Genomic DNA, 13676 nt, shown 5'->3' with positions numbered 1-13676 from the left:
AGTTCCAGCCCGTTTTACAGCCCGGATGCGATTTCGGATATGGATTTCATTGCGGTGTATTACGACACCCTGAAAGACCCGCGTCTGGTCACGACGCCGGACCCCGAAAACGGCAAGCCGCACAAGCCGATGGGGTTGAGAATCGAGCAGCGGAGTCATTCCTGGTCGGCGGAATGGGGGCAGGACTGGGTGCTTTTGGATTACACCATCACCAACATGGGGGACGAGCCGATTAGGAAAGCCTATATCGGGTTATTTATGGATCCGAGCATCGGGAATTTTGCCAAAGGCACTCTTTTCAGCAATGATGATTATACCGCCTTTCAGACAAGGATAAAACCGGACAGTTGCTTGGGGGGCGGAGCATTACAAATACCGAATATAGAGAATTTGAACATCGCTTATGCCTACGACAACGACGGCGATCCGGAAGAGGGGAGTAATTTCGGACTATCTTCCAGCAATCCGACCGGCGCTTTGGGAGTCAAAATTCTGCGGGCCCGGGAGGCCTTGCGACCGGATGGAACCTTGGCCGCCGGATTATCCTTCAACTGGTGGATTCCGGACGCCTCCGGTCTTTTGGACTGGGGGCCCCAGCATGCCCCGGGATTGACCAATTCCTTTGGCCGCCGGGGACAGCCGATGGGGGACGTGATGCGTTATAAATATCTTTCCAATCGGGAGATTGACTACGACCAAATCATGAGCACGATAATCGCGCCGGACTTGTTTGTCGATACGCTTTTGCAAAGCGCAAACTGGCTGCTACCGCTTGAACCTTTTGGTTCAGCCGTGGATATCGCCAACGGGGCGGATAACCGTTTTCTGCTTTCCAGCGGGCCATTCGAGCTGGACGTAGGGGAAAGCGTGCCGGTCACTTTTGCTGTTTTTGCCGCGTCCGCTTTCCACACCGACCCCGCCAATTTTCAAGCCAACTTTCCCAACCCGTCCGATTTCCAAAATCCGAACAAAGTCAGAGCTTACAAGCAATCTCTCGCTTTTCAGGGACTGTTTGAAAACAGCCGGATGGCCCGGAAGGTTTTTGACAACGATACCAAAAGCTTTTTAATTTTTTGCACGTTTAGGTGTACTCCCATGGGAGGATGTGTTCCTCTTAATGTGCGCCGTTTTCACGGAGACGGCGTTCCGGATTTCAAGGGGCCGGTGCCGCCGCCCTATCCGAAAGTGGAATTTTCGACCGGCGAGGGGGAGGTTACCATCCGCTGGTTTGGAAAGGAGACGGAGAACGCGACCGACCCGATATCCGGCCTGCAGGATTTTGAGGGGTATTCCATCCAGATGTCGCCGGACGGGGTTAACTACACCATCATCGGCTACTTCGACCGGATAAACTGGCGGGGGTATTTCATCAACCGGGACGTGAACCAAGACGGGATTCCGGACGCCTACCGGGAGGAACCCCTGTCCAACCGGCCGTTGAGCTACGAGGAGATTCAAAACCTGTACGCCGTGAACTGGGACACCTGCGCCAACAAACCGGGGAACATCACCAAACCGATCGACCCGAAGCGGTTCAACGCCCTGCCGCTGTTCAACCAGCAGCCGCTCATTCCCGCCCCCAATCCTTGGTGCGACCCGGACACCAGCTCAACGGCCGCGCGGGTGCGCTTCTGCGATAACTGCGGGCCGTCCAACACCAAGTTGGATACCATGCTCTTTTTCCTTCAGGAAGGATTTAACCTCGGCTTAGACCAAGCCCGGATGTATCCGTCCGTCATCGACCCGGCCAACGACAGCGCCTATTGGTACCAGTACAAAATCTCCGGGCTTTTTCCCTCCCAGCCGCTCTGGTTTTCGGTCGTCCCCTTCGACAACGGAATGGTGACCTTCACCCAGAAAATTGACCCGCAGGCCGCCTCCCCGTATGCCGGGGCCTATTTGGTTTATCCCATTGCCACCGACTCTGCCCGAAAAGCGGAGGAGTTGAAAATTTCCGTTTATCCCAATCCCTATCGGGTTGACCACGATTACAGTTTCTTTGAAAAGAAACTGCCGGTCTCCGGCCATCCCCAGAGCAGCCAGCGAATCAACTTCGTCAATTTGCCGCCGCGGTGCGTCATCCGCATCTATACCCTGGACGGGGATTTGGTTCAGCAGATCAACCACGACAAGAACCCGAACGCCTCCGATTCGGGGTACGATTTCTGGGACTTGCTTTCGCGCAACGCGCAGAAGGTGGTGGCGGGGATGTATATTTTCAGCGTGGACTCCAACGAAGGGAGGTACGTCGGCAAAATACTGATTATTCAGTAAAATGATAAAAGCCACCGCCCGTCATTCCCCCCCCTCTTTTTCGCCTTGAATTCTTTTTGGTTTGCCCTATTTTCCCGTAGTCATGTCCGAAGTGCTTTTAGGGGCGCATATGTCCATCGCCGGTGGGGTGTTCAACGCCTTTCTCTCCGGGAAGTCGGTCGGCTGCAACACCATCCAAATCTTCGTCAAAAGCAACAATCAATGGCGGGCCAAACCGCTTTCCGACGAGGAGGTGGAAAAATACCATCATCTGCAAAAGGAGACCGGCATCGGCCCGGTGGTGGCGCACGACAGTTATTTGATCAACGCCGCCTCGCAGGACAGCTCGCTTTTTGCCAAGTCGCGGGACGCCTTGAAAATCGAACTGGAACGGTGCCAGAAGTTGAAAATTCCTTATCTGGTTATGCACCCCGGTTCGCACTTGGGGGCCGGCGAGTCAGTCGGGCTGGCCACCATTGCCCGGGCCATCAACGGGATTTTTGAGGAGTTGGAAGACAAGGGAACAAAAATCGCCCTCGAGACGACCGCCGGGCAGGGCTCCAATTTGGGGTACCGGTTCGAACACCTGGCCGAGATCATCGGGCAGGTCAAACAGCAGAAGCGGATGGCGGTCTGTCTGGACACCTGCCACGTTTTTGCCGCCGGCTACGACATCCGCACCGCGGAGGGGTATAAAAACGTGATGGCGGAATTCGACCGCATCATTGGGCTGCCGCACCTGGCGGCCATCCACTTCAACGACTCCAAGAAGGGATTGGGGAGCCGGGTGGACCGGCACGAGCATATCGGCAAAGGGGAGTTGGGAAAAGAGGCATTCGGGTTTTTCCTGAACGATGCCCGGCTGGCGCAGGTGCCGAAGATTCTGGAAACCCCCAAGGGGCCGGACTACGCGGAAGACAAAATGAACTTGAAGGTTTTGCGTTCCTTGATCAAATAATGGCAAAAGTTTTTGCCGGGGTTTTGCTTCTGGCCGGCTTTTTGTCCGCCGCCGGGCAGACCTTCGAGGAAAAACCCCGCCCGGCGGTTTTTTACAAATTTCAAATCGACGTCTTTGAAGAGCGGCAGGGACGGGTGGGGCTGGCGGATACCCGCACGGTGGAGATTCCGGAAGGGAAGATGCGGGGGGTGTTTCTGGCCAATTTCACCCTCGATTTAACCGCCAAAAAGGAGAAGGGTGGCGCGGCGGTCGATTTCCAACTGGTGACGCTGGCGCCAGAAATTGCGACCCGCACCGGCCGGGCCGTTCTGGACAGCGGCAAAGTGCTTTCCATTCTGGACCTGCCCGGCAAGGGGGGCTCCCGCTACCGGGCGGCGGTCCGGTTTGACGGGCGGGTGCGCAAAACGGTAACCTGCTCTTTTGAGGACTTCAAGTGGCATGCCGACCCGGCCGCCCGCTACGATTTCGGGTTCGTCCAGTACACCTGGGGGGATTACCACTGGAATCTTTTGCGGGACCGGGTGGAGGACCTGACCGATTCCCTCTCCAAAATCTTCTATCTGGTCACCTCCCAGCGTCCGGAATATCACTTCGCCCCCTGTTTATTATCCGACTGGGTTTGGGACGGCCGCTTTTACTTTTCTTTGGAACCCTCGCGCAAGCGGGCCGTCTCGGCCTACTGCCGGGAGGCGAACTCTTTTTCCCCCTGGGTGGCCAACGTTCTGCTTTTTTACCTAAGCTGGGGGCATGCCCCGGCCCCCTTGGTCGAGGGAGCCGCGGGTTATTTCGACTATCCGCACTATTTCGCCCAAAATTACCTAAAACAAGGAAAGCTCGACTCGCTCATTCACTTGCTTTCCACCTACCGCTACCGCCAACTGCCGCCGGAACGGGGGCTGGTGGAGGCGGCTTCGTTCGTCCGTTTTCTGGTGGAAAAATACGGGACGGGAAGTTTTGAACAGCTTTACCGGGGCTCGACCGATTTGAGCCTCAAATCCGATTTGGAGACTTTCTACGGAAAACCGGCTGATTCGCTGGAGGCGGAATGGCGGGCGGCGCTTGCGGCTTTCAAGCCGGAGCCGGAGCCGCTGCGGCGGCTGGCGCAGGAGGAGTTCTGGAATTACCGCTTTGAGGAGGCCTTGCGGCTATATCGTCGGGCCGTTTCTTTGGATTCCAAACCGATGGCGGAGGATTACGCTGATGTTGCCAACCAGTTCTACAACCTGGGGCGCTACGACAGCGCGCGGGCCTATTTTGAGCGGGCCTACCGGGCCGATTCCACCTCTTGGCAGCGGCCGTACGCGGCGGCCAATTTTTCGCTGCTTTTGGACGATACGCTCCGCCTCGGGCGCTTTTTCCGGCGGGTTCTGGAATTGGACAGCACCATAGCCGACGGACTGGTGCGGCAGGGGACCTACGCTTTCGAATCCGGGGATTTTGCCCGGGCCGAGTCGCTTTATTCTTTGGCCCTGCGCAAAAAAACCCGCCCGGATGATTTGGCGGAACTGAATTTAAACCTGGGGTATTTGGCGTGGCGGGTCCGAGGGGACTTCAAAAAGGGGAACGAACTTTTGAACGCCGCCTGGGGGAGCTTGCGTCAGGCGCGGAGCGACGCCCCCGGCATCCCCGCCAACTACTGGCGGCTGGGGGAGCTGTTTTTGTACAAAAACCTGCCCGATTCGGCCGAGGCGAATTTAAAATTCGCCCTCTATTTGGAAACCCGCCCGTACTATCTGGCCAAAATCTTCATCCGGCTCGGCAACCTGTACGACCTCTTGAACCGGAGGCAGGAAGCGTTGGCGCACTACCGCCAGGTTTTGCAGATGGCGGCCGCTCCCTTGGACCGGCGCCGGGCGCAGGGGTATCTTTCCCGCCCCTTCAAGCTGGGAATGCCGTAGCGGATGTTTTCCTTCCTGAATCCGCTTTTCCTGTTCTTCCTGCCCCTTTCGGCCATCCCTTTCCTGATCCATTTTTTAAACCGCCGGCGCTCGCAAACCGTGCTGTTTTCCTCCCTTGTATTTTTAAAAGGGCTGGAGAAGACCCGGCTGCGCAAGATTCAGCTGAAGCAGTGGCTTCTGCTTCTGGTCCGCACGCTGGTGATTGTGTTTTCGGTTTTGGCCTTCGCCCGGCCTTCCTGGCACCCGGGCGGAGGGGCGGGCGGCGGGCGCACGTCGGCGGTCTTCGTTTTTGACGACGGCTACCGGTCGGCCCTGTTGACCAGGGACGGCGTGGTCTGGGAACGCTACAAGGCGACCGGGGAGGAGGCGTTCACCCTGTTGAAAAACGGGGACGAGGCGCTGGTCTCGTTTGCCTCCGCCCCCGCGGCGCACTTGAGCCACGATTTGGCGCTCGAGCAGGAGAAACTTTTCAGGAAAGAGGCGGGCGCCGCCGGGGCGCCGGCTTGGCCGGCCCTGCTCCGGGCGGCCGGCCTTTTGGGGGCTTCGCGAAATCCGAACCGGGAGATTTTTTTGTTTTCCGACGGACGGTTTCCGTTGACCCGCACGGAAGCCCCCCCCGCTTCCCCCCTCCCGCCCGGCCGGCTGTTCTGGGTGCGGCCGGATTTGGAGGACAACGACAACCGGGCGCTCGTCTCCTTGCGTTTTGCCGACCCGGTTCTGGCCGCCGGGCTGCCCGTGCGGGTGGAGGGGGAGGTTTTCAACCAGAAAAAATCGGCGGCCTCCGGCGTTCTGGTTTCCCTGTACCTGGACGGAAAAAAGGTGAGCCAAAAATCGCTCGATCTGGGGGCGGAAGAGGGTAAAAAGGTTCTGCTGGAGGGAACCGTTTTCGCCTCCGGCTGGCATTGGGGATACCTGGAGCTGCCGGATGACGATTTGCTTTCGGACAACCGGCTGTATTTCTCCTTTTACCTCCGTCCAAAACTGCGCCTGCTTCTGGCCTCCGATGCCCCCGGCTACTGGAGCGCCGCGGAGCTGGTTTTGGCCGCCGGGCAAAAATCGGGCGGCTGGTTTGAAATCCAAAAAGCGCGGATTTCCGAGCTTTCCCGGCTGGACTGGTCGGGGGTTGATGCCGCTTTCATCGCGTTGCCTGCGCAGTTCGACTACGGCTGGTGGGAGCGAATCCTGCGCTTTGCGGGCGAGGGGGGAGGAGCGCTTCTGGCGCCGGAGAAGGATTTAAAAGGTTACCCGGCGGGCCTCTTGGAACAGGCCGCCGGCGTTTCCCTGGAGGGGCCGGTTGTTTCCTCCGGGGAAGAATTTTTTTCCTTCCGGCCGGAGGCGGCCCACCCGATTTTTTCCTATCTCGTGCCGGGGAAGGGCGTTCCCGCACTGAAATTTTTTTCCTACCATAAAAACCGCCCCGGGCCGGAAGCGTTTGCCGCGGCCCGCTTTGCGCAGGGGGGCGCGGCTTTGGTTGAAAAGAAAGCGGAAGAAGGACGCCTGCTTTTTTCCACCGCTTCGCTGGAGCGGGCGAACACCGATCTGTACTTCCACGCCTTCGCCGTTCCGTTCTTTTTCCGCACGGCGCAATATCTGGCCAGTTTCGCCTCCGTTTCCGCCGATTTCAAAACCGGCGAGCGGGTCTTTTTTGCCCCGCCCGATTTTCCCAAAAAATTTCCGCTCAAACTTTCCGGCCCGGAGGGGGTGAGCGCGAGCGTAACACTTTCCGCCAAACGGGAGGGGTTTTTGGATTTGGGAGTTTGGACCATTCCCGGCATTTACCGGCTGTACCAGGATACCCTTTTGACGGGAATGGCGGCCGTGAATGTGGAGACGAGAAACTCCGTGCTGCCGCCCGTTGCCGCCGGTCAGCTGGAAAAAGCGCTGCCCGGATTCGACGTCGTGGAAATCAATTTGGGGGAGAGAATCGAGCCGGTGGTGCGACAAAGCCGCTCCGGCCGGGAGCTGTGGAAGCTTCTGGCTTTTGTCGTTTTGGGGCTTTTGGGGCTGGAGATGGCCATCGTGCGCTGGGGGGAGAAGCCCGCCCCGGCGGCTCCCGCATAATTCTGGCTTCTTTTTCCTTTTTCCGTATTTTTGTTTTGTGAAAAAACCGCTGCTTCTGGCTTTGAACGGCAGCCCGGTGCCGGAATCTTCAACGGAGATTCTTCTCAAGGAATTTTGCCGCGGGGCCCGCTCGGCCGGGTTTGCCGTCGAGTGGGTTGATTTGAACCGGCAAAAGATCATGCCCTGCCAAAGCTGCGGGGAGTCGCCGGAGCCCTCACTTTGTTTTTTCGACGACGATATGACCCCCCTTTACGAGAAGTTTTTGGCCAGCCGGTTGGTCGTCGTCGCCTCGCCCATCTACTTCGACTCGGTTTCGGCCCAGGTCAAACTCTTTATCGACCGGATGAACTGCGCAAGGCCTTTGGCCCAAAAGAAAAGCAGAGAAATTTATCTAAAAAAAAGGAGGCTGGGACGCCGGGGGGGGTTCGTGATTTTGGCGGGCGGGGAGGACCCCAAGTTTCAGGGTGCGCTGTGGGTCGTGAAAGGATTTTTCATCTGGGCGGGAACGCATCCGGAAGGGCATTTGCTGTATTCCCCGAACAGCTTCGAAGCCGGCCTGGTCAAGAAGGAAAAGAAAATCTTAAAAGAAGCGTTTGAAAAAGGGAAAAAACTGGCCTTGAAGTGGAAAAATTAATTCCGCCGGGCCGCCTAATCCAGCCCTTCCGGGAATTCGACGCCGGAAAGCTCCTTCTCCGGAAGGATCTGCTCGGCGACGGCTTCCGCCTCCCCCAAGCGCTCCTCCGGCACCAAGACGGAGACGGGGGCGGCCGGATTGGGGGCGGTGACGTACTGGAAGCCGAAGTAGGCGGCGCCGATGCCGGAGGTTTTCACCAAGGCGGGAATCCCCTCGTTGTCCAAGGCCTCGCGCAGCATTTCGGCGTAGAGCGGGCTTAGGTTCTGGCGCAACGGCACGAAACGGTAGTTTGAATTCTGTTCATGCAGCTCTTCTTCCTTTGGGGGATGCAGCTCCAAAAGCGTGCCGCACTCCTGGCATTCCTCCCGGCCTTCCGGGTATTCGGTTTTGCAACGCGGACAGTACACAAGCGCTCCTTTTTTGCCTCCTTGTCCATAATACGCCGCTTTTTCCCAAAAGCAACAAGCCATTTTTTCATTCGGAAAAAGGGGTTGATTTTTGGGTTTTTTGGGGCTATCCTTTTCGGCTAATGAATTTCGCTCCGAGCGCGGCGGAAGCCCTGGAAGCCGTCTGCCGGAAGATTCTGGAGGCGCAAGAAAAATCGGGGCGGAAGCAAGGGGTTCAAATCGTAGCGGTGACCAAAAACGTGAGCATTGAACGCGTGCAGGAAGCGATTGAGGCGGGGCTTTCAACGTTTGGAGAAAACCGTCTTCAGGAGGCGCTGCCGAAAATCAAAGCACTCGGGAAGACGGCAAGCTGGCGGATGATCGGGCATTTGCAGACCAACAAGGTAAAAAAGGCCGTGGAGTTCTTCGACACCGTCGATTCGGTCGACTCGTTTGAATTGGCGGCGGAAATTTCCAGGGCGGCCGGATTGCGGAAGCGTGTAATGCCCGTGCTTTTGGAAGTGAACACCTCCAGTGAGCCGTCGAAATACGGCTTTCCGCCGGAAAAACTTGTTTCCGAAGCGGAGAAAATTGCCGCTCTGCAGAATCTTAGCGTGGAGGGCTTGATGACCGTGGGGCCTTTTACGGAAGAGGAACAAAAACAGCGCGCCGCCTTCGCTTTATTGCGGCAGCTTTTTGAAGAAATCGAAAGACGGAAAATTTTCGGCCCGCTTTTCCGGCATCTCTCCATGGGGATGTCGGCCGATTACCCGGTCGCCGTGGAGGAGGGTTCGACGATGGTGCGGCTGGGGACGGCGCTTTTCGGGCCGCGTAAAATGGATAGGGCAGAAAGCCCCTCGGCTCTCCCCGCCGAGCGGGGCTCACTCGGGGGATGAAGGAGGCATTATGACTTTGACGGCGGTGGATTTGCGCTCCATTGAGTTTCCGAAACGGTTCAGGGGATACGACCGGGCCGAAGTGGATTCCTTTTTGAAAACGCTGGCCGACGAGCTGGAGGAAAAAGACCGGGAGCTGGCCGAGCTGCGCTCCCGCGCCTTGCGGATGGAATCGGAATTGAAGGAGTTTCGCGGGCTGGAGGGCTCGCTGCAGGAGGTTTTGCTGGCGGCGCAAAAGACCGCCGAAGAGACCCGGTTAAACGCCGTCAAGGAGGCGGAGCTTCTTTTGCGCGAGGCGCAGCTCAAAGCGGAGGAGCTGGTTCACAAAACGCAGGAGAGCCTGGGGAACATCAAACGGGAGCTGGTGGAGCTTTCCCAGCTTCGGTCGAACTACGTGATGCAGTTTAGGGGGATGATCGATTCGCACCGCTCGATGCTGGAGGAACTGGAAAGGTCGCAGGAAGGGGGGCGGCATTTGCGCTTTGTCAAAAAGGCGGATGCCGCCGAAGCGCAGGCGTTGCGGGCGGCGGAGCCGGTTGAAGAGTTGAAACAACGACTGGACGAATAGGAGAACGCTTGACCAAAAGACCGACGGATAATTTAAAAGAGCGCATTGACGAAGCGGTAAACTACATTCGCACCCAGACCAAGCTGGTGCCGCAAATCGGCATCGTTTTGGGGACGGGGCTGGGAGGGCTGGCGGAAAAGATAAAGGCGGAGAAATCGGTTTCCTACGAGACCATTCCGCACTTTCCGGTTTCCACGGTGGAAAGCCACGCCGGGCGGCTTATTTTGGGCGAGCTGGAAGGGAAAAAAGTGGTGGCGATGCAGGGGCGGTTCCATTTTTACGAGGGATACTCGATGCAGGAGGTCACCTTTCCGGTGCGGGTGATGAAAGCCCTCGGCGCCGGAGTTCTCATCGTTTCCAACGCCTGCGGCGGGTTGAACCCGCAGTTCAGAGCCGGGGATATAATGCTCATCACCGACCACATCAATATGCAAGGGGCTCATCCGCTCATAGGCCCGAACGACGATTCCCTCGGCGTCCGCTTTCCAGATATGTATCAGTGCTACGACCCGGCTTTGATTGCCACCGCGGAGCAGGCGGCTTTGGACACCAAGCTCCGCGTCTGGAAGGGGGTATACGTTTCGGTCACCGGGCCGACGCTCGAGACCGCCGCCGAATACCGATTCTTGCGCATCATCGGGGCCGACGTGGTGGGGATGTCCACCGTGCCGGAGGTCATCGTCGCCCGCCACGGGGGGATGAAGGTTTTGGGTTTTTCCATCATCACCGATATGGGGCTGCCGGATGCCTTGAAGCCCTGCTCGCTGGAGGAAATCATCCACACCGCCAATCTGACCGAGCCGAAACTGACGGCTCTGATGAGCGAGACGGTGAAGAGAATCAAGGTTTAAGAGTTTTCTTTTTCCCATATGTTTGACGAGCTGAAAGAAGGATTTTCCTTCCCCAAAATAGAGGCCGAGGTGCTGGAGTTCTGGCGGAAGAACAAGGTTTTTGAAAAAACGCTGGAACGCTCGGCGGGTCGGCCGGATTTTGTCTTTTACGAAGGGCCGCCGACGGCCAACGGCAAACCGGGAATCCACCACGTCATCTCCCGCACCATCAAGGATTTGGTCTGCCGCTACAAAACGATGCAGGGGTATCGGGTGGAGCGCAAAGCGGGGTGGGATACCCACGGCCTGCCGGTGGAACTGGAAGTCGAGAAGGAATTGGGGCTGAACTCCAAGGCGAAAATCGAGGAATACGGCATCGAAAAGTTCAACGCCAAATGCCGGGAGTCGGTTTTTCGCTACAAGAAGGAGTGGGACGAGCTGACGGAGCGGATCGGCTACTGGCTCGATTTGGAGAATCCCTACATCACCTTCAAGAACGAATACATCGAATCGGTCTGGTGGATTTTGGCGCAGTATTTCCGGCGCGGGCTGATTTACCGCGGGTTCCGGGTCGTTCCCTACTGTCCGCGCTGCGGCACGGGGCTATCCTCGCACGAAGTGGCGCAGGGATACGAGGATGTTACGGAGACCTCGATTTACGTCAAGTTCCGGCTGAAAGACCAAAAGGACACTTTTATTCTTTCCTGGACGACCACCCCCTGGACTTTGCCCGGCAACGTTGCCTTGGCGGTCGGCGAGGGCATCGACTATGTCAAGGTAAAGCAGGGGTCGGAATTCTACTGGCTGGCGGAGGCGCGGCTCGGCATTCTCAAAGATGAATGTGAAATCGTCGAGCGGAAAAAAGGGAAGGATTTGGCTGGGCTTGGCTACGAGCCGCTTTTTGCCTACATCAACCCGGAAGGGAAGCCGGCTTTCCTCGTCGCCACGGCGGATTTTGTCACCACCGAGGAAGGAACCGGCGTGGTGCACACGGCGGTGATGTACGGGGCGGACGACTACACGCTGGGGGAATCGCTCGGTCTGCCCAAAGTGCACACCGTGGATGACGCCGGGCGGTTCAAAGAGTTCGTCACCGATTTCGCCGGAAAGTTCGTCAAGGATGCCGAAGTTGACATCATCAAGAATTTGAAGTCGCGCGGGCTTTTGTACAAAACCGAAAAATACACCCACTCCTATCCGTTCTGCTGGCGGTGCGATTCCCCCCTTTTGTACTACGCCCGGCCCTCCTGGTATATCAAAACCTCCCAGTTCCGGGAGGCGATGATTCGCGCCAATCAAACCATTAAATGGTATCCCCCGGAAATCGGCGCCGGGCGGTTTGGGGAATGGCTGGCGGGGAACGTGGACTGGGCGCTTTCGCGCGAGCGGTATTGGGGGACGCCGTTGCCCATCTGGGTTTGCGAGGGGTGCAAAAAAGAAATATCGGTCGAGTCGCTGGCGGAATTGCGGAAGCTTTCCGGCCAGAAACTGGAGAATCTGGATTTGCACCGGCCCTTCGTGGATGCTGTGGAGTTTCCCTGCACGGGCTGCAAAAAGCCGATGCGGCGCACGCCGGAGGTGATTGATGTCTGGTTCGACTCCGGGGCGATGCCGGTGGCGCAGTGGCACTATCCGTTTGAAAACAAGGAAAAATTCGAAAAGTTTTTCCCGGCCGATTTCATCTCGGAAGCAGTGGACCAGACCCGCGGCTGGTTCTACTCACTTCTGGCCATCTCCGTTTTGCTTTTCGACAAATCCCCCTACAAAAGCGTGGTGGTGGCGGAGTTCATTCTGGACAAGGAAGGGCAGAAGATGTCCAAGCACAAGGGGAACGTGGTGGACCCCTGGGAGGTCGTCAACAAATACGGGGCCGATCCCCTGCGCTGGTATTTGATTTCCGTTTCCGCCCCCTGGCTGCCGACTCGTTTCGACGTGGACGGCGTGGTGGATACGGTCCGCAACTTTTTTGATACCCTGCGGAATACGTATTCCTTTTTCGCCCTGTATGCGAATATCGACGGCTGGACGCCGGAGAAGCTTTCCGCGCCGCAGAGCCCCTCCGAATTGGACCGCTGGATTTTGTCCCGGCTCAATTCGTTGGTCAAGGAGACAACCGCCGATTACGAGGTTTTTGAGGTTACGAACGTGGCCCGCAAGCTGGAGCGGTTTGTCGTGGAGGAGCTTTCCAACTGGTATGTGCGGCGCAACCGGAAGCGCTTCTGGCGCTCGGGCTGGGATGCCGACAAGGCCTCGGCCTACGCCACGCTGCATCAGGCGCTCGTTACGGTTTTAAAACTGGCGGCGCCGATGGCACCCTTCCTGCCGGAAAAGCTGTATCAGGAACTGGCGGCGAAATTCCAACCGGGGGTTGACAGCATTCACTGGGCGGCGTTTCCGGTCTGCGACGAGTCGAAAATCGACGGCGCCTTGGAACGGAAAATGGATGACTTGATCCAACTGGTGGTCTTGGGGCGGGCGGCGCGCAACAAAAGCAAAATAAAGGTGCGCCAGCCGCTGCCGGAGCTTATTGCCGTGGTGCCGGGCGGGAAATCGGAGGCCGCGCTTTCCGAACTCGTCCCCATCATGGCCGAGGAGTTGAACGTAAAAAAAGTCACTTTCCTTCCGTCCTCGGAAAAGTTATTTTCGCTTTCCGCCAAACCGGTCTTTTCGGTGCTGGGGCCGAAATGGGGTAAAAAAATCGGGGCGGCGGCCGAAAAAATCAAAAGTCTGGGGACGGCGGAACTTTTGCGGTTGAAGCAAAAAGGGGAACTGGAGGTGGTTATAGAGGGAGAGGCGGCCACCGTAAGCCGGACGGAAGTGGAGATCGTTGAAAAAAGCCCCGAGGGGCTGGTGGGGGAGACGTTCGGCGGGTATGCGGTGGCCCTGGATACCCGGTTGTCGGAGGATCTCGTACTGGAAGGGCTGGCGCGGGAACTGGTGAACCGGATCCAAAACCTGCGCAAGGAATCCGGCTTTGAAGTGACCGACCGGATTTGGCTTTCCATCGAAGGAACGCCGGCGGTGGCGAAGGCCCTCGAACGGTTCGGCGGCTACATCCGAAAGGAAACGCTGACGGAGCGGCTTTCTGAGCGGCTGCCGAAGGCGGAAGCCTCGGTGGAGCTGAACGTGAACGGGGAAAAAGTGAAACTTTCGGCGGCCCGAGCGGGGAGGCCTGAAAACGTAACCTCGTAG

General features: G+C 57.7%; 10 protein-coding genes. 9 read left to right on the top strand and 1 reads right to left on the bottom strand.

Features of this window, described 5'->3' with window-relative positions; all coding sequences use genetic code 11:
• The 5 genes from VNL73_07625 to VNL73_07605 form a co-directional block, all read left to right on the top strand.
• On the top strand, positions 1–2274 hold a 2274-nt coding region (locus tag VNL73_07625), incomplete at its 5' end, for a T9SS type A sorting domain-containing protein (GenBank protein HXF49278.1).
• An 82-nt stretch (positions 2275–2356) separates the two neighbouring features.
• Positions 2357–3211 carry a deoxyribonuclease IV gene (locus VNL73_07620; GenBank protein ID HXF49277.1) on the top strand — a complete coding sequence of 285 codons (855 nt, stop codon included), beginning with the start codon at positions 2357–2359 and terminating at the stop codon, positions 3209–3211.
• Positions 3211–5109, top strand: coding sequence for a hypothetical protein (locus tag VNL73_07615; protein HXF49276.1), 1899 nt, complete (start codon positions 3211–3213; stop codon positions 5107–5109). Before VNL73_07620 ends, VNL73_07615 begins: the two co-directional genes overlap by 1 nt.
• 3 nt (positions 5110–5112) lie before the next feature.
• Complete coding sequence (locus tag VNL73_07610; protein HXF49275.1) at positions 5113–7170, top strand: BatA domain-containing protein; 2058 nt, start codon at positions 5113–5115, stop codon at positions 7168–7170.
• A gap of 37 nt (positions 7171–7207) precedes the next feature.
• Complete coding sequence (locus tag VNL73_07605) at positions 7208–7804, top strand: flavodoxin family protein (protein HXF49274.1); 597 nt, start codon at positions 7208–7210, stop codon at positions 7802–7804.
• Between the two features lie 14 nt (positions 7805–7818).
• Here VNL73_07605 and VNL73_07600 read toward each other — a convergent pair whose 3' ends face one another.
• Positions 7819–8211 carry a DUF2007 domain-containing protein gene (locus VNL73_07600; GenBank protein HXF49273.1) on the bottom strand — a complete coding sequence of 131 codons (393 nt, stop codon included), beginning with the start codon at positions 8209–8211 and terminating at the stop codon, positions 7819–7821.
• A gap of 122 nt (positions 8212–8333) precedes the next feature.
• Between VNL73_07600 and VNL73_07595 the strand changes: the two genes are divergently transcribed.
• Genes VNL73_07595 through ileS form a run of 4 tightly spaced genes read left to right on the top strand, consistent with a single transcriptional unit; the run spans position 8334 to position 13676 of the window.
• A complete protein-coding gene (locus VNL73_07595) occupies positions 8334–9086 on the top strand; it encodes a YggS family pyridoxal phosphate-dependent enzyme (protein HXF49272.1) in 753 nt (250 codons plus the stop codon).
• Between the two features lie 10 nt (positions 9087–9096).
• Entirely contained in the window at positions 9097–9654 is a 558-nt protein-coding gene (locus VNL73_07590) for a DivIVA domain-containing protein (GenBank protein HXF49271.1), read from the top strand.
• Positions 9655–9662: 8 nt separating this feature from the next.
• Positions 9663–10505, top strand: coding sequence for a purine-nucleoside phosphorylase (locus VNL73_07585; protein ID HXF49270.1), 843 nt, complete (start codon positions 9663–9665; stop codon positions 10503–10505).
• Between the two features lie 18 nt (positions 10506–10523).
• Positions 10524–13676 carry an isoleucine--tRNA ligase gene (gene ileS / locus VNL73_07580; protein HXF49269.1) on the top strand — a complete coding sequence of 1051 codons (3153 nt, stop codon included), beginning with the start codon at positions 10524–10526 and terminating at the stop codon, positions 13674–13676.

The sequence above is a fragment of the Verrucomicrobiia bacterium genome (assembly GCA_035574275.1).
Taxonomy (GTDB): Bacteria; Zixibacteria; MSB-5A5; order DSPP01; family DSPP01; genus DSPP01.
This window is presented reverse-complemented; position numbering and strand designations above follow the sequence as displayed.

Excerpts from the sequence above, each read along its gene's own strand:
- VNL73_07590 (HXF49271.1), top strand. The coding sequence starts at position 9,097 with ATGACTTTGACGGCGGTGGATTTGCGCTCCATTGAGTTTCCGAAACGG.
- VNL73_07595 (HXF49272.1), top strand. The coding sequence starts at position 8,334 with ATGAATTTCGCTCCGAGCGCGGCGGAAGCCCTGGAAGCCGTCTGCCGG.
- VNL73_07615 (HXF49276.1), top strand. The coding sequence starts at position 3,211 with ATGGCAAAAGTTTTTGCCGGGGTTTTGCTTCTGGCCGGCTTTTTGTCC.
- VNL73_07620 (HXF49277.1), top strand. The coding sequence starts at position 2,357 with ATGTCCGAAGTGCTTTTAGGGGCGCATATGTCCATCGCCGGTGGGGTG.
- ileS (HXF49269.1), top strand. The coding sequence starts at position 10,524 with ATGTTTGACGAGCTGAAAGAAGGATTTTCCTTCCCCAAAATAGAGGCC.
- VNL73_07610 (HXF49275.1), top strand. The coding sequence starts at position 5,113 with ATGTTTTCCTTCCTGAATCCGCTTTTCCTGTTCTTCCTGCCCCTTTCG.